19 protein-coding genes are annotated in these 15880 nt (G+C 64.8%); 15 read left to right on the top strand and 4 right to left on the bottom strand.

The features are described 5' to 3' along the window. Positions 1-45 precede the first annotated feature (45 nt). From sufC to sufU, 6 genes are all read left to right on the top strand, one after another. A complete protein-coding gene (sufC, locus tag Mrose_RS02075; protein WP_119275772.1) occupies positions 46-804 on the top strand; it encodes a Fe-S cluster assembly ATPase SufC in 759 nt (252 codons plus the stop codon). Positions 805-942: 138 nt separating this feature from the next. Beyond that, positions 943-2352: a Fe-S cluster assembly protein SufB gene (gene sufB / locus Mrose_RS02070; protein ID WP_119275771.1), complete on the top strand. Its 1410-nt coding sequence runs from the start codon at positions 943-945 to the stop codon at positions 2350-2352. 84 nt (positions 2353-2436) lie between these two features. Next, positions 2437-3783, top strand: a complete 1347-nt coding sequence (gene sufD / locus Mrose_RS02065; RefSeq protein ID WP_119275820.1) for a Fe-S cluster assembly protein SufD — start codon at positions 2437-2439, stop codon at positions 3781-3783. Positions 3784-3835: 52 nt separating this feature from the next. After that, positions 3836-4138: a non-heme iron oxygenase ferredoxin subunit gene (locus Mrose_RS02060; RefSeq protein ID WP_119275770.1), complete on the top strand. Its 303-nt coding sequence runs from the start codon at positions 3836-3838 to the stop codon at positions 4136-4138. Between the two features lie 151 nt (positions 4139-4289). Then, a complete protein-coding gene (locus Mrose_RS02055) occupies positions 4290-5513 on the top strand; it encodes a cysteine desulfurase (protein WP_119275769.1) in 1224 nt (407 codons plus the stop codon). Positions 5514-5522: 9 nt separating this feature from the next. Then, positions 5523-5942 (top strand): Fe-S cluster assembly sulfur transfer protein SufU, encoded by a 420-nt coding sequence (gene sufU / locus Mrose_RS02050; RefSeq protein WP_119275768.1) that lies wholly within the window; start codon positions 5523-5525, stop codon positions 5940-5942. Positions 5943-6108: 166 nt separating this feature from the next. Here the strand turns inward: sufU and Mrose_RS02045 are convergent, their stop codons facing one another. Beyond that, the gene (locus Mrose_RS02045) at positions 6109-7467 is read right to left on the bottom strand and encodes a recombinase family protein (protein WP_119275767.1); all 1359 of its coding nucleotides are present in this window, start codon (positions 7465-7467) and stop codon (positions 6109-6111) included. A 14-nt stretch (positions 7468-7481) separates the two neighbouring features. On the opposite strand from Mrose_RS02045, the gene Mrose_RS18745 reads away from it, so the two are divergent. From Mrose_RS18745 to Mrose_RS02020, 6 genes are all read left to right on the top strand, one after another. After that, entirely contained in the window at positions 7482-7643 is a 162-nt protein-coding gene (locus Mrose_RS18745; protein WP_182482631.1) for a hypothetical protein, read from the top strand. Continuing rightward, entirely contained in the window at positions 7640-8062 is a 423-nt protein-coding gene (locus Mrose_RS02040) for a type II toxin-antitoxin system VapC family toxin (protein ID WP_119275766.1), read from the top strand. The genes Mrose_RS18745 and Mrose_RS02040 overlap by 4 nt, the downstream gene beginning before the upstream one ends. Positions 8063-8140: 78 nt before the next feature. Beyond that, entirely contained in the window at positions 8141-8323 is a 183-nt protein-coding gene (locus Mrose_RS02035; RefSeq protein ID WP_119275765.1) for a hypothetical protein, read from the top strand. After that, positions 8320-8664 (top strand): type II toxin-antitoxin system VapC family toxin, encoded by a 345-nt coding sequence (locus tag Mrose_RS02030; RefSeq protein WP_119275764.1) that lies wholly within the window; start codon positions 8320-8322, stop codon positions 8662-8664. Before Mrose_RS02035 ends, Mrose_RS02030 begins: the two co-directional genes overlap by 4 nt. Positions 8665-8839: 175 nt before the next feature. After that, entirely contained in the window at positions 8840-9157 is a 318-nt protein-coding gene (locus Mrose_RS02025; RefSeq protein ID WP_147371548.1) for a hypothetical protein, read from the top strand. 563 nt (positions 9158-9720) lie between these two features. Next, on the top strand, positions 9721-10068 hold the full coding sequence (locus Mrose_RS02020) for a hypothetical protein (RefSeq protein WP_119275762.1): 348 nt from the start codon (positions 9721-9723) through the stop codon (positions 10066-10068). Here the strand turns inward: Mrose_RS02020 and Mrose_RS02015 are convergent. Further along, positions 10065-11858, bottom strand: coding sequence for an ABC transporter ATP-binding protein (locus Mrose_RS02015; protein WP_119275761.1), 1794 nt, complete (start codon positions 11856-11858; stop codon positions 10065-10067). The two genes, Mrose_RS02020 and Mrose_RS02015, sit on opposite strands and share 4 nt — an antisense overlap. 78 nt (positions 11859-11936) lie before the next feature. On the opposite strand from Mrose_RS02015, the gene Mrose_RS02010 reads away from it, so the two are divergent. Together Mrose_RS02010 and Mrose_RS02005 are read left to right on the top strand one after the other, a co-directional pair. Then, positions 11937-12719, top strand: a complete 783-nt coding sequence (locus tag Mrose_RS02010) for a tRNA (adenine-N1)-methyltransferase (RefSeq protein ID WP_119275760.1) — start codon at positions 11937-11939, stop codon at positions 12717-12719. A 104-nt stretch (positions 12720-12823) separates the two neighbouring features. Then, positions 12824-13534, top strand: a complete 711-nt coding sequence (locus Mrose_RS02005) for an alpha/beta fold hydrolase (protein WP_119275759.1) — start codon at positions 12824-12826, stop codon at positions 13532-13534. A gap of 8 nt (positions 13535-13542) precedes the next feature. Here the strand turns inward: Mrose_RS02005 and Mrose_RS02000 are convergent, their stop codons facing one another. Continuing rightward, entirely contained in the window at positions 13543-14628 is a 1086-nt protein-coding gene (locus Mrose_RS02000) for a LacI family DNA-binding transcriptional regulator (RefSeq protein WP_119275758.1), read from the bottom strand. Between the two features lie 79 nt (positions 14629-14707). On the opposite strand from Mrose_RS02000, the gene Mrose_RS01995 reads away from it, so the two are divergent. Next, complete coding sequence (locus Mrose_RS01995; RefSeq protein ID WP_119275757.1) at positions 14708-14914, top strand: hypothetical protein; 207 nt, start codon at positions 14708-14710, stop codon at positions 14912-14914. A 51-nt stretch (positions 14915-14965) separates the two neighbouring features. On the opposite strand, the gene Mrose_RS01990 is transcribed toward Mrose_RS01995, so the two are convergent. Next, the gene (locus tag Mrose_RS01990) at positions 14966-15793 is read right to left on the bottom strand and encodes a pyruvate, water dikinase regulatory protein (protein WP_119275756.1); all 828 of its coding nucleotides are present in this window, start codon (positions 15791-15793) and stop codon (positions 14966-14968) included. Positions 15794-15880: the final 87 nt, after the last annotated feature.

Here is a 15880-nt window from a genome sequence, read left to right as displayed (position 1 = left end):
GGTTTGCAATAAGTCGTTGCCGGTCAGCCCCACGGAGGAAAACAGATGGCAAACCAGCTCGAGATCAGGAACCTCTACGCTTCCATCGAAGGCGGCGAACAAATCCTCAAGGGCGTGAACCTGGTGGTCCCCAGGGGCCAGGTGCACGCCATTATGGGCCCCAACGGAGCGGGCAAGAGCACACTGGGCAAAATCATCGCCGGAGACCCCAGCTACACCATCGAGAAGGGTGAAATCCTGGTGGACGGCGAGAACATCATGGAGATGGAGCCCGATGAGCGTGCCCGCAAGGGGTTGTTCCTGGCCTTCCAATACCCCGTCGAGGTGCCCGGCGTGACCAACGCCAACTTCCTGCGGCTGGCCTTGCAGGCCCGCAAAGGCGAGGAAGTGAGCGTGATGGAGTTTTACAACAAGCTCCAGAAAGCGCTGGAGGTGCTGGAGTGGGACGAGAGCATCCTCACGCGCTACCTCAACGACGGCTTCTCGGGTGGGGAGAAGAAGCGTAACGAGATCCTGCAGCTCATGGTCCTCGAGCCCACCTACGCCATCCTGGACGAGACCGACTCGGGTCTGGACATCGACGCTCTTAAGGTCGTGGCCAAGGGCGTCAACGCCATGCGCTCCCCCAACTTTGCCGCGCTGATCATCACCCACTACCAGCGCCTGCTGAATTACATCATCCCTGATGTGGTTCACGTGATGGTGGATGGCCGCATCGTGACCTCGGGCGGGCCCGAGCTGGCCCTCAAGCTCGAGGCCGAGGGCTACGAGTGGGTCAAAGAACTCGTCGTGACTGGGAGCTGACCCGCACGGAGAGCTGGCAAGGGCTACAAAGCTGGGAGGTAAAAAGGGAAAAAGGTCAAAAGGGAAAGCTAAGGGCTTCACCGCTGCTTTTCGCCTTTTCACCTTTTCGCCTTCTGGCTCTACCGGAGGAACCCAAAGATGTCCGATAACTTCGATGTCGCCACCATTGGCAGCGAATACAAATACGGCTTCGTCGACGAGGTCAAGCCGGTCTTCAAGGCCGAGAAGGGCCTGAACCGCCGGGTCGTGGAAGCCATCAGCTACCACAAGGGCGAACCCCAGTGGATGCTCGACTTCCGCTTGAGGGCGCTGGAGATCTTCGAGTCCAAGCCCATGCCCAGGTGGGGAGGCGACCTCTCGGGCCTCAACCTCGACGAGATTTACTTCTACGCCAAGCCCGCCGAAGTCCGCGACGCCCGGAGCTGGGACGAGGTGCCCGAGGAAATCCGCCGCACCTACGAGCGGCTGGGCATCCCCGAGGCCGAGCGCAAGGTGCTGGCCGGGGTGGGCGCGCAGTACGACTCGGAGATGGTCTATCACCAGGTCAAGGAGGAGTTGCAGCGCCTGGGCGTGATCTTCGTCAGCATCGAGGAGGGGCTCAAGCACCACGAGGACCTCTTCCGCGAGTACTTCGCCACCGTGATCCCTCCCGAGGACAACAAGTTCGCCGCGCTCAACAGCGCGGTGTGGTCGGGCGGGAGCTTCGTGTACGTGCCCAAGGGCGTGAAGGTGGAGCTGCCCCTGCAGGCTTACTTCCGCGTCAACACCGCCGAGCTCGGCCAGTTCGAGCGCACCATCATCATCGTGGACGAAGGCGCCGAGATGCACTACATCGAAGGCTGCACCGCGCCCACCTACTCCACCGACTCCTTCCACTCCGGTGTGATCGAGATCATCGTCAAGGAGGGGGCCAAGAGCCGCTATACCACCATCCAGAACTGGTCGCACAACATGTACAACCTCGTGACCCAGCGCGCGCTGGTGCACAAGGACGCCTACCACATGTGGCTCGACGGCAACCTGGGCTCCAAGCTCACCATGAAGTACCCCTCCTCCTACCTCATCGAAGAAGGGGCCCGCTCCGACATCCTCTCCATCGCCTTCGCCAGCACCGGCCAGCACCAAGACGCTGGCGGCAAGCTGATCTTCGCGGCCTCCAACACCAGCGGCTCCATCGTCTCCAAGAGCATCTCCAAGGGCGCGGGCCGCTCCTCCTACCGCGGCCTGATCAAGGTGTACGAGGGAGCCAAGCACGTCAAGGTCAACGTCGAGTGCGACGCCTTGCTCATCAACGAGGAGTCGCGCACCGACACCTACCCCTACATGGAGATCGAGGACGACACCGCCAGCGTGGGCCACGAGGCCACGGTGAGCCGCCTCAACGACGAGCAGATCTTCTACCTGCAAAGCCGCGGCCTGCCCGAGGACGAAGCCGCCGCCCTGATCGTGCGCGGCTTCATCGAGCCCGTAGCCAAGGAATTGCCGTTGGAGTACGCCGTCGAGCTCAACCGGCTCATCGAGCTCGAGATGGAAGGCTCAGTGGGCTAAAGCCCCTCCTTAGCGGATAGTCAGCCACCAGGCTTCTCGCCGTCGGCTACCGGCTATCGGCTATAGCATGTCTGTGGAGAAATGATGGAGTTGACCTCAACCCTTTCGCGCGACCTCGTGCTCGAGGTCTCCAAGAAGCTGAACGAGCCCCAGTGGCTGCTCGAGCAGCGTCTGGCAGCTTGGGAAACCTTCGCCAAGCTGCCCTACCCCACCACCCGCACCGAGGAGTGGAAGTACACCGACATCACCGAGGTGCCCTTCGAGGGGCTACCGCTGGAGGAGCCCACCGACGTCCCCCTGCGCACCCGCGAGGAGCTGCCCGAGGCCGTGCAGGCCCGCATTGCCCAGGCCGACCTGGCGGGCTTCGTGGTATTCGTGGGACCCCAACTGGTCTACGCCGAACTCCCCGAGGAACTCACGCGGCAGGGCGTGGTGCTCACCAGCCTGCACGAGGCGCTGAAGTCCCACCCCAAGCAGGTGCAGGGGGCGCTGTTCAAGACGGTGAATGCCTCCGACTTGGTGGGCTCGCAGAAGAACCGTCCTGAAAACAGCAAGATTCCCGCCCTGGGCAGCGCGCTCTTCACCCACGGGGTCTTTCTCTACGTGCCGCAGGGCGTGGAGTTCTCCAAGCCCCTGGGGGTGTTCAAGTACCTAGGGGGCAACGCGCTGTCGGTGGGCCGTACCCTCATCGTCAGCGAGGCCAACAGCCAGGCGGTCTACATCGAGGAATACATCTCCCCTACGAAAGTACCGGCCTCGGTCAACCTCTCGGCCACCGAGCTGGTGCTCGGCAGCGGGGCCAGGGTGCGCCACGCCCACATCCAGACCCTGGGGGAGGGCTTCTACCACTTCCACCGCCAGCGGGCTCACTTAGGCCGCGACGCCACCCTCAACGACCTGGTGGTCAACATGGGGGCAACCATCAGCCGCGCCGAGGTGCAGTCGCAGATGCTGGGGGCGGGCTCGTACTCGGAGATGCTGGGCCTGTACTTCACCGCCGGCAATCAGCACGTCGACCACTACACCCTCCAGCACCACGTCGCCGACCACGCCTATTCCGACGTGCTCTACAAGGGCGCGGCCAAGGACCGCAGCCGCACGGTGTATGCGGGGCTGATCAAGCTCGAGCCCGGCGCGCAGAAGACCGACGCCTACCAGACCAACCGCAACCTGCTGCTCTCCCCCGACGCCCGCGCCGACAGCGTGCCGCAGCTCGAGATCGGTGCCAACGACGTCAAGTGCTCGCACGGCTCCTCCACCGCCCCCGTCGACGCGATGCAGCTGTTCTACCTCATGAGCCGCGGCCTGCCCCGGCACGTCGGGCAGCAAATCCTGGTCAAGGCCCACCTCGCCGACGTGCTTACCCGCATCCCCATCGAGCCGCTGCGTCAGCACATCGAGGGGATCATCGAGGAGAAGGTCAAGCTCTAATGCCTAAGGCCGAACGCCAGAGAAGATCAGGGTTTTAGCGTTTAACTTCGCTATGTGGATCCCCGTCGCCACTGCCGAAGAGTTCGAGAATGGCCGCCTGGTGGTCAGGGTGGAGGGTGAGAAGACCCCGGTGCTTCTGCTGCTCGTGGGCGAGGAAGTCTTCGCCATCTCCGACATCTGTACCCACGACAAGAACCCGCTCTCCGACGGACCGCTCGAGGGCTACACCATCCAATGCACCCGTCACGGGGCCAAGTTCGACATCCGCACCGGCAAGCAGACCATGCCCGCCCCACGCCCGGTAAAAGCCTATAAGGCCAAGTTGGAGGACGGGAAGGTCTGGCTCGAGATCTGACCACCGCGCAGCACCAAGGGGCCGGGCTAAACCCGGGCAAAAAGCTCCGACAAACGTCCCTGGCCCCCTTGCCTAAGCTGAAGGGGGCCATCACATACCGGTCCCGACAGATGCGGGTAGAATTCAAGCCATAGCCCCAAGGGAGACGAAGATGCCCCTCACCCTCGAGTCCGTCCGTCAGGACTTCCCGCTGATCGTGGGAAAGCCCGATCTGGTCTACCTCGACTCCACCGCCAGCAGCCAGAAGCCCCAGGCCGTCATCGAAGCGCTGGAGCGCTTCTACCGCGAGTCCTACGCCAACGTCCACCGGGGAGCCTACTCGCTCTCCTTAGCCGCCACCGACGCCTACGAGCAGGCCCGCCACACCCTGGCCCGCTTCATCGGGGCACAGCCCGAAGAGGTGATCTTTGTGCGCAACACCACCGAGGCGCTCAACCTGGTGGCCTACGCCTGGGGCCTGCACAACCTGCGCGAAGGCGACGAAATCCTGCTCAGCGAGATGGAGCACCACGCCAACTTAGTGCCCTGGCACCTCGTCGCCCAGCGCACCGGGGCCCGCATCAAGGCCATTCCCCTCACTCCCGAGGGGCGGCTCGAGCTCTGCGCTTTGGATGAACTCCTCACCGAGCGGGTGAAGGTGGTGAGCCTGGTGCACATGTCCAACGTGCTGGGCACGGTCAACCCGGTGGCCGAGGTGGCCCGCCGGGCCAAAGCCGCAGGCGCGCTGGTGGTGGTGGACGGGGCCCAGTCCGCACCTCACATGCCCATCGACGTCAAGGCCCTGGGAGCCGACTTCTTCGCCTTCTCCGGGCACAAGATGTGCGGCCCGACGGGGGCTGGGGTGCTGTGGGGCCGCGCCGAAGTCCTGCAGGAGCTTCCCCCCTTCCTGGGCGGGGGGGAGATGATCCTGGAGGTGCACGTCGACCGCTCGAGCTATGCCAGGCCGCCCCAGCGCTTCGAGGCCGGAACCCCGCCCATCGCCGAGGCTATCGCCCTGGGAGCCGCTGCGGAGTACCTGATGGGCGTGGGGATGGAGCAGATCTGGCAGCACGACCGCGCCCTGGTCGAGTACTGCCTCAAGCGCCTCGACGAGGAACTCCCCGAGGTGCGCACCTTCGGCCCGCGCGGGAAAGACCGGGGCGGGGTGGTGGCCTTCAGCCTGGGCAGCCTGCACGCCCACGACGTGGCCTGCGCCCTCGACCAGTACGGCATCGCGGTGCGAGCCGGGCACCACTGCGCCCAACCCCTGCACCGCAAGCTGGGCCTGGCCTCGACCGCCAGGGCCAGCTTCTACCTCTACACCACCTTCGAGGAAGTGGACCGCTTCATCGAGGGGCTCAAGCAGGTGCGGGAGTTCTTCAAGGACTGGCTGTAGGGGGACGCAATGAAGCTGCTCGAGGAACTCTACAAGGAAATCCTGCTGCGCCACTACAAGCACCCCCTCAACTTCCGCACCCTCGAGGGCGCCAGCGTGAAAATGCCCGGCGTCAACCCCTCCTGTGGCGACAGCCTGGAGCTTTATCTGCGCCTGGAGGACGGGCGCATCGCCGAAGCCGCCTGGCAGGGCCAAGGCTGCGCCATCAGCATGACCTCGGCCTCGCTGATGAGCGAGCTCATCAAGGGCAAGACCCCTCCAGAGGCGCTCGAGCTGACCCGGAAGTTCAAGGCTATGATCGTGGACGGAGCCGAGCCTGCGCCCGAGCTGGGCGACCTGAGGGCGCTGGCCGGGGTACACAAGCTGCACGCGCGGGTCAAGTGCGCCACGCTGGCGTGGAACACGCTCGAGGAAGCGCTGAAGGAGTAGTTCGCTAGCCTATAGCTGAATACCAAACGCCAAACGCGAGCGACTATCGGCACCTTTTGCAGGGGTGGGCCAGTAGCCCGCCCTTTTCAACTCCGCTGACAGTCCGGCTCATGGTCTGCGGGAAGGTTCCGCTTCTCCCTCCTCGCGGAATTGCAACTCGTATACATCAACTCATGCTAAAGCACACACGCATGACGATTTCTCGATTTGGATACACCACGAAGCAGACCCCGGCCTTACGCAGCAAAGCCGGGTCTGCGGTCTTAGGGAGCCGTACCTTCATCAACCTGGGGCCGGGCGAGCTGGGCACCTCGAGGCTGGCCAACTCCGCCCGTGCTGCCTCGAGCCGGGCCCTCCCCTCTTCGATGGAATAGATGCCGGCCTCGATCATGGCCTTGATCCGCTCAATGCGCTTCACCACAGCCGCCTTCCTGGCTGGGTCAGGTCTCGAGGTCTCGGCGGGGGGCCATGCCTCTAACCGACGCACCTTGGCTTTGATGGCCCCGCTGGCGAGGGCGATGCAGGCCGCGTGCAACTCGCGGTAGTAGGCCCGCCCAATCCCCCCACATTTGCGGTTGCGGCACTTCGCCACGATGCTCCCAGGATAGCGGCGGTTCCCCTGCAATGATAGCCGCATCCCGCAGTGGCAGAACAACATCCCCGTAAAGGGCAGAATCTCGAGCCGAGACATGGGAGGCCCGCCCCGCTTGAGGGTGGCCAGCCGGAGCTGCACCCGCTCGAACAGTTCAGTGGGAATCACCTGGGGGATCTTCACCGTCACGGTGATCGGCCCGCCCTTCTTGCGCCGGTAGCGATGGGTCCACTCGCCCACGAAGGCGCGATTTCGCAGCATCCGCAGGATGGTGGCCTTGTCCCATATCCCGCCCTGGGCCGTGGGAGCCCCCTCGCGGTGTAGCGTCTCCGCGATGGCAGAGGCGGTCATCCCCTGGTCGAACATCCTGAAGATTCGCAGGGCCAACTCTTGGCCCTCAGGGTCGATCTCGAGACGGCTCTTGCCGGTCAGAGGGTGGTAGGTGCGCCGTAGGCCCAGGGGCACCCGCCCTGTGGGGGCGACCTCTCCCCGCATAGCCGCCTGGATTCTGGCATCGTAGAGCCGCCGCACCGTGCGCCGGTAGTCCACCTGGGCAAAGAGGGCATCCGCGCCAAAGCGGAACTCGCCCATCTCGTCATCGAACTGGTACTGTCCGTGTAGGGTGCTGTGCAGCTCGACCCCCGCTGAAACGATCTCTTCGGCTATCTGGTGGGTCACCAGCGCCTTGCGGCCCGCGCGGGTGATGTCGTAGATCACCACCGCGTCGAAGAGCCCCCGTTTACAGTCTGCAAGGAGCTGATCGAGCCCGGCCCGCTCCCTCACCCGCCCGCTGATGGTGTCGCGGTAGGTGGCGACGATCACCCCGCCCACCCGCTCGACGTAGGCCCGGTTCTCACGCTGGTGGGCTTCGGGCGAAGAGAGCTTGTCCTGGGGGGATGAGCTGAAGCGGAGGTACTCAGCGAAGCGTTTCATGCTACCCTCGAGGCATGGCTGGCAAGGCAAGAGCGAAAACCAAGGCCGAAAAACCCAGCGCTTGGGCAGACCCCAACATGGAGCGCATCCATAGCCAGGCCCCCAAGTTCACGCCCCGCGAAGCCGACGAGCTGGAGAAGGCCATCAGGGAGCTGAAGCCGACCAAAAAACGATGATCAGCTCGAAGAAAAACTACGTCGCGGACACCGACTTTTTCATTGGGTACTTCCGCGGCGAGGCCAACGCCGTAGCTACCTTCCAAAAGCTCAGACAGAACCAGCTCTTCCTGTCCACCTATACCTACTTCGAGCTCCTGGAGGGGGAATACTACCGGGCCCCTGGTCGGGTCGGGGCTATGCGGCTGTGGCTGGACAACTTCACAGTACTGCCCTTCGGCACGGGCATCGCGCTGGTGGCAGCACGACACCAAGCCCGCCTGAGGAATAGTCGTCAGGCGCTCATGTCGGAAGGAGACCTGATCATCGGGGCTACGGCAGTCCATTACGGCTTCAGTCTCCTCACCCGGAACGTGAAACACTTCGCCTCGATGCAAAAGGCTGAGAAGCTGGATATTGAGGACTGGGCAGCTGTGTAAGCAATGCGCTGAAGCGGAGGTACTCAGCAAAGCGTTTCATGCCAGCCTCGAGACATAGTGACGGGTTATGATGGATATATGGCTGTCAAGGCTTTGACCAAACGTAAAGTTACCCGCCCGCAACTTCGCAGCGAAGTTCTGGACAGGTATGAATTCGAAGATCCTGCCATGAAAGCGTGGGTTGCCAAACTGCTCGACTCCTTTACCGACGAAGAGGCCAAAACCCTAGCTAAGGTGACCCGCCGCAAATCCGCTCGATGAGTAAATATGTCCTGGATACCAACCTCCTGATTGCAGCCATCCGTCTCGAGCCCAAAGCCTTGCAAGCCCTTTCCCGGCTCCAAAAGAGCCGGGTCGTCATTGCGGACGTAGCTTTTTACGAGCTGATGCTGGGGGAGTTTCTCGTGGGAGACTCCCGCAGTAAAGAGGCCCGGCAACGCAGACGCCAGCGAGAGATATTGCTGGCGGGGATAGACCACTTGCCCTTCGATGCCAAGGCTGCCGAAATAGCCGCCAAAGCCCAGGCTCAGCTCAAACAACAGAACCAGGGTCTGGAGCTGCGCGATCTGTTCAATACAACAACCACAAGCAAGCCGTCCTAGCCGCGTATGGCATCCGTAAGGATCATGGCATCTCGATGTACGCCTACCGATGCCCTTACTGCCGCGCCTGGCACCTGGCCAGCCGCCGCAAGCACCGGCGCAAGACGCGGCGTAAGAGGCCAGTACAATTAAACTGGCATCAACGCATCGCCCGCAAGCCCTAGGGGGGATGAATATGCAGAAAGCTCGCCTGATCCTCATCCTGCTCGTTGCCGCCTATTTTGCCCTGACCCTGCGTCCCAACGCCGGCCAGACTACGCCTGCGCCCATCACTACGGCCCCAGCCCGCCAACCTATCGCCTCCACCGACTGGCGGCAGGAGTTCAGCACCCTCTGGGCCAGGGCCGAGCAGCAGGGCTACGTGATCGCCTTCGAGCCCTGGCCCGCGGGCGGTGGCGGCCTGCTGATGGTCTACAACAGCGGCACGCTCGTGGCGACCACCAGCGCGCCATATGACCGCCTGGTGCTCACTTTGGAGCGGCTGGTTAATTAACCGCTTGACACTCCCACGGCTAAAGCACGTGGGATTCTTGGGCTCACCAATGCGCCCGGTACGAACGTCTTACACGGTGATGCACGGTATTTCAACCGTCTCCTCAAGCGTGACTTCCCGTGTGTCCCACGGTATGGAGTTTGGCCAAGAGTGTGGCTTGGTTTTCGCCACACCAGACCGAGATTCGCACGCTACAGGTTTTACCCGCCCAGCGCTTCGTGGACGGAACCCCCTACCCCGCCCCGCCAAGGCGGGGCGGCAAGAACCTCGGGAACTGCTGTTCCCGATGGGCATTTTATCACAGCCAGCCCTATGCCACGTGCCCCTGCGGGGCACGTGGGGGAGTCCTCGCCTCGCCGTGGCGAGGCGACCAGGGCTAAAGCCGCTGGGTTTTATAGCTCCCCCACACCCCCTCGCTTCGATAAATATCTACTGGGAGCGAGCTGGTGCGACCTGCTCCACGCCTACAACGTGGGGCCCAATGCCTTCAAGGCGGGCAAGCGTAACTGGCCCTACGTGAACAAGATCATCGGGTGGGCCAACCAATACACGGAGCTGAAAGCATGAAGATCGACGGGGAGGCAGTAGACGTCTTCAGGATCAGCGCACTATTCGCGGCCATTGCCGCACTCCTGTCGTCGCTGGCCAGCCTGCTCACGTCGCACTGGCCTCCCACCCCCTTATCCGTCATACGCGCCACCCTCAACGTGGCCAGTACGGCCTTCTGGGGGGGTATCTCCGGCTGGACGCTGTATGCCATGATGCCCAGCGTTGAACCCACCATGCTGGCCGCGTTCAGCGCGGTGATCGGATCGTATGGGCACAAGGTGAGTCGGCGCGTGCTACTGACGGTGCTGGGGCGGGTGCTCAACCTGCCCGGATTGGATGATGAGCGTCGCAAAGCCGATTAAGCCTCTTCTGTAGCACGAATGAATTGCAACTCGTAGAGGTCGCGGTAGAGCCCACCCGCGGCCAGCAGCTCCTCATGGGTGCCCTGTTGCACCACCCGGCCATCCTCGAGCACCACAATCACGTCGGCGCGGCGCACGGTGGAGAGGCGGTGGGCGATGACGAAGGTGGTGCGGCCTTGCATGAGGGTCTCGAGCGCCTCCTGCACCAGCATCTCCGACTCCGAGTCGAGCGAGCTGGTAGCCTCGTCGAGGATGAGGATGCGGGGGTCCTTGAGCAGAGCCCTGGCAATTGCGATGCGCTGGCGCTGGCCGCCCGAGAGCCTCACCCCGCGCTCCCCCACCAGGGTCCGGTAGCCCTCGGGGAAAGCGCTGATGAACTCGTGGGCGTTGGCTGCCCTGGCGGCGGCGATGATCTCAGCCTCGCTCGCGCCGGGGCGGCCATAGCCGATGTTCTCCGCGATGGAGCCGGAAAACAGCAGGGTCTCCTGGGGCACGATGCCGATGTGGGAGCGCAGCTCTCGCAAGGCGACCTCGCGCACGTCGAGGCCGTCTATGCTGATGCTCCCGCCGCTCACGTCGTAAAAACGCGGGATCAGCGCCACCAGGGTGCTCTTCCCAGCCCCGCTGGGGCCCACGATGGCCACCACCTGACCGGGCTTGGCCTCGAGGCTCACCCCCCGCAGCACCTCGCCGCGCTCGCCGTAGGCGAAGCGCACGTCCTGAAAGCGCACCCACCCCTGCACCCGCTCCAGTGGCTTGGGCTGGGGTGCCTCGAGCAGGTCGGGGCGCTCGTCGAGCAGCTCAAAGATGCGGCTGGAAGCTCCCAGAGCGCTCTGGATCTGCGTGAAGATGCCGGTGAAGGTGCCCACGGTCGCGGCGATGTTGAAGGTGTAGAGCACGAAGGTAAAGAGCTGGCCGGGGCTGATCTCCTTTAGTGCCACCAGCCGCCCGCCGTACCAAAGCACCAGGCCCAGTGCGGCGAAGACGGCGAAGAAGATGATGGGGTTGAGCACCGCCCCCAGCACCGCCCGCCGCAGCGCCACGCGGAAGGAGTTGCCGATCAGCTCGCCATAACGCTTTGCCTCGAGCCCCTCCGCCGTAAACGACTGCACCACCCGGATGCCCGATAGGGTTTCCTCAGCGCGGGCGTTGGCCTCGGCCACGCGGTCTTGGAACTCCTTGGAGACCCGGCGGATCATGCGGCCCAGGAAGATCGCCGCCAGGATCACCACCGGCACCACCGCCAGGATCAGCGCGGTGAGCTTCCAGTTGGTGAGGAAGAGGATCAGCAGCGTGCTCACGAGCACCAGAGGCTGGGTGAAGAGCTGGACGAGGGTGCTCGAGACCACCGCCTGCACGGTGGCGATGTCCGAGGTCAGACGGCTGGTGATGTCGCCGGTCTTGTTACGCTCGAAGAAGCGGGGGGAAAGGGTGAGCAAGTGGGCATAGAGCGCCTTGCGCAAGTCGGCCACCACGCCCTCGCCGGTGCGGGCGACGAGGTAGCTCTGAACGCCGGTGAAGGCTGCCTGGCCCGCGAACACCCCCAGCAACACCAGCAGCAGCGAGTCGAGCCGGGCCAGGTTGGCCTCGAGGAAGGAGGCGTTGATCAGGCGGCCCACCACCTGGGGGAACAGCAGGTTGAAAGCGGTGGAGATCAGGCTGGCGACCCCGGCCACCACCAGACCCCAGCGGTAGGGCCTCGTGTAGGCCAGCAGGCGGCGCAACTGGCCCAGGTCGCGGCGGCTGGGCGGGCGGGCGTTTTCACGTTGAGGACGAGGCAGCGAGTACATGACGGCATTCTAGCCCTTCGCCTGCCTTCAACTCCCTCCGCGAACACGGTTGCGCGAGGCTTTGGATAAACTGGCAGCGTGAATTACGGCGAGTGGGTCTTGCTGCAAGACCGGCGGGGACGCAATTACCTCTTCCGACTCAAGGAAGGGGGCAGCTTCGACACCCAGCGGGGCTCCCTGCGACACCAGCAGATCCTCGAGGCCGGCTATGGGGGCAGCGTCGCCACCCCCCAGGGCGAGCCCTTCACCGTTCACCGGCCCACCCTTGAGGACTATGTGCTGCACATGCCGCGCGAGGCCACCCCCACCTATCCCAAGGACGCCGCTACCATCGCTTTCCTGCTCGACCTAGCTCCGGGTATGCGGGTGCTCGAGGCCGGCTCGGGCTCCGGCGGCCTGACCCTATTCCTCGCGCGCGCAGTAGGCCCCGGCGGGCAGGTCTGGAGCTACGAGTGGCGCGAGCGCCACCAGGCCAGGGCCCGCCACAACCTGCAAGCCTTCGAGGATTGGCACAACGTCACCTGGGTGCTGGGCGACCTGGCCGAACTCGAGCCCCCCGCCCAGCCCTTCGACGGGGTGGCCCTCGACCTGATGGAGCCCTGGAATGTGCTCCCCGCCCTCACCCCCGCCCTCAAGCCCGACCGCTTCGTGGTGTGCTATCTGCCCAACCTCACCCAGGTGGTCGCCCTGCTCGAGCACCTCAAGGCCCAGGCCCTCCCCTACCTCCACGAGCGCACGCTCGAGGTCATCCACCGCGAGTGGGACATCCGGCCCCCAGTAGCCCACCCCAGCTTCCAGCAGGTGGGCCACACCGCGTTCCTGGTGCAGCTGCGGCGGCTGGCGGGGAACGGTAAGCCCTAAACACGTCGGAAAAAGGGCGGGCACGGGGGCCCGCCCCTACAGAAGGCGTTTTGCGTCTTGCGTCTCGCTACGACGTAGGACGTACAACCCTGTAAGGTAGACCTATGACCGGAGTCGTGCTGCTCCACGCCTTCCCCTACCCCACGATGTGGGGGCCGCAGCTCGAGGTGCTCCAGCCGCGCTATCCCGTCATCGCCCCGAACTACATGGGCAAAACCCTCCCCGAGGCCGCAGAGCAGGTGCTGCGGGAAATGGACTGGCTCAGGTGGGACAAGGCCGTGCTGGTGGGGCTTTCCATGGGCGGGTATCTCTCCTTCGAGCTGTGGCGGCAGGCCCCCGAGCGCATCGCCGGGCTGGTGCTGGCCGATACGCGCGCCGGGGCCGACAACCCACAAGGCAGGGCCACCCGCGACCAGCAGGCCGCCCGCATCCGGGCCGAGGGTCTGGCCTGGTTCCCTGAAGCCCTCCTGCCCAACCACCTGGGCAAGACCACCCGCGAGCACGAGGCCGAGATCGTGCAGAGCGCCGCGCAGATGATCCTGGACAACGAACCCGAGTTGGTCGCGCGCAGCCTCGAGGCCCTGCGGGACCGCCCCGACTCCACGCCCACCCTCCCCACCATCGCCGTACCGACCCTGATCCTGGTGGGCGAGGAGGACAGCGTGACCCCTATAGCCGAGGCCCGCACCCTGTACAAAGCCATCGAGGGCAGCCAGATGCTGATTCTGGCCGAAGCCGGGCACCTCTCGAGCCTCGAGAGCCCCACCACCTTCAACACCGCGCTGCTGGGCTTTCTGGCCCAGGTCCTGAGCTGAGCCCCTGCTCAGGAGCGAGGAGGCGGCCCGCTGGACTCGCGCACGACCAGCCGGGTGGGCAGGATCACGGGCTCGAGGGCTTCCCTGCCCTCGAGCAGGGCCAGCAGCATCTGCCCGGCCCGTCGCCCCTTCTCCACGTGGTCCTGCCGCACGGTGGTCAAGCTGGGGGTGGTCTGGGCCGCTATGGGCGCGTCGTCGAAGCCCACCACGGAAAGCCCGGTGGGAACCGCGGTGCCCTGCCGGGCCGCGTGCTCCAGCACCCCCAGGGCCAGTTGGTCGCTCATGGCCAGAATGGCCGTGGGGCGCGGTGACTGACCCAGCAAGACCTCAGCCGCCCTCCGGCCCTCTTCCAGCGTGTTCTCCGGACACTCATACACCACCACGTCCCGCCCCCACGACAACCCCGCAGCCTCGACGGCCACCCGGTAGCCTTGCAGGCGCGCCCGGGTCGGCCCGTAGGAAGCCCCAGCCTGCTGCTCCAGGGTCAAAATCCCGCCCACGCTCTGGCGAGTCAGTTCCAGCGAAGCAATCCCCAGGCGGCGGTGTCCTAAAGCGATCAGGTGCTCAGCGGCTGCTCGCGCTCCCCCGACGTCGTCTACGGTAACCCAGGGCAGGCCGGGGGTGTCGCTGAAGTTGTCCACCAGCACGGTCGGCAACCTGCGCCCGATCACGGCCTGGTAGAGGGGGTCGCCGTCGGCGAAGCACTGCACCACGAAGCCGTCCACGCTGGCGGTAGCGGCCAGAGTGCTGTCTTCCTGGGGCGTGCTGCCCACGAGCAGCAGGCCATAGCCCGCCTGCTCGGCCTCGAGGGCGATGCCCTGGATGAACAGCGGGGCCACCGGGTCGGTGAAGGCATAGGACAGGCGATCCGGGTAGACTACGCCGATGGCCCCTACCCTGCCCCGCCGCAATCCCCGCGCCATCGGATCGGGGCCGGAATAGCCCAGCCGCCGAGCGGTTTCGAAGATCCGCTCCCGTAATTCAGGCGAGAGTTGGTCGGGGCGGTTGTAGGCATTGGAGACCGTGGAGGTCGCCACCCCCAGCGCCTGGGCGATGTCCTTGAGCGTGACCTTCTTGTCCGGCTTGACACCCATCCTCGCTATGCTATACTACTGAAACGATTCAGATGAATCGATTCAGATACGTCCCCATCTGAATCCGGGAGGAGGAGCCATGTTCAACCACCATTTCATCGTCGCCAATTTCGTCCGCCAGGCCATGCGGGATGCTCTCGAGGGCAGCGGGCCCACCGGCAACACCCGCGACACCCAGGAAACCCTCCTGGCGGTGGGCGCTCGTCGGCGTATGGGCTGGCTCGAGACCGTCCTGCGCTGGTGGAGAGCACGCCACCCGGCAGCCAAGACCGAAGCCAGGTGCTGACGCCGAGCACCGTCGGGTAGGGGTTCTGTCGTCAGCGAGGCGACAAAACCCCTACCCGATGCGCCGGGTCAGGTGAGCGCTCTGCACGATGGCGGTGGCGATCTCCTCGATGGAGGCCGCGGTGGTGTCGAAGAAGCGGATACCGTTGGCCCGGAAAAGTTGCTCGGCCCGCTTGACCTCGTACTCACAGCGCTCCAAAGCCGCGTAGCCGCTCCCCGGCCTGCGCTGGGTGCGGATCTGGTGTAGCCGCCGGGGGTCGATGGTCAGGCCGAAGACCTTGTTCGCGTAGGGCCTCAGCGGCTCGGGCAGGCGCTGGCGCTCGAAGTCCTCCTCGGCCAGGGGGTAGTTGGAGGCGCGGATGCCGTACTGCAAGCCCAGGAAGAGGCAGGTGGGGGTCTTGCCCGCCCGCGAAACCCCGATGAGGATCACGTCGGCGAGTTGGTAGTGCTTCTCGCCTACCCCGTCGTCGGTGGTGAGGGCGAAGTCCACCGCGTCGATGCGGGTGAAGTAGGCGCTCACGTCGCCGATGCTGTGGTAACGACCCACCCTGGGGGTGGTGGGCTGGCCCAGTTCGGCCTCGAGCACGCCCAGATAGGGCGTGAACAGGTCGAAGAACAACGCGGGGGCGGTCTCGAGCTGCGCCAGCAGGCGGGGATTGGTCAGGGTGGTGAAGAGGATGGGCCGCACGCCCCCACTCCGGTAGCGCTCGTTGATCTCCTCCACCACCGCCTGCACCTCGGCCTCGGTGTCCGTGAAGGGGCGCGTTAAGTACTCGAAACGCACCCCCTCAAAATGGGCCAACAGGCTACGGGCCACCGCCTCGGCGGTCAGGCCGGTGTGGTCGGAAACGATGAAGACCGCTCGAGAAGGCTGGTCCATGGCTTCAATGTAAGGGGGCCGCAACTCCCCCAGCAGGTGGTGTAGGTGTTTTTGTTACAAACCCCGTAACGGTGTACACAAGAACTC

Source organism: Calidithermus roseus, assembly GCF_003574095.1.
GTDB lineage: Bacteria > Deinococcota > Deinococci > Deinococcales > Thermaceae > Calidithermus > Calidithermus roseus.
Note: the sequence above shows the minus strand (reverse complement) of the source record. Positions and strands in the feature narration are given on the sequence as shown.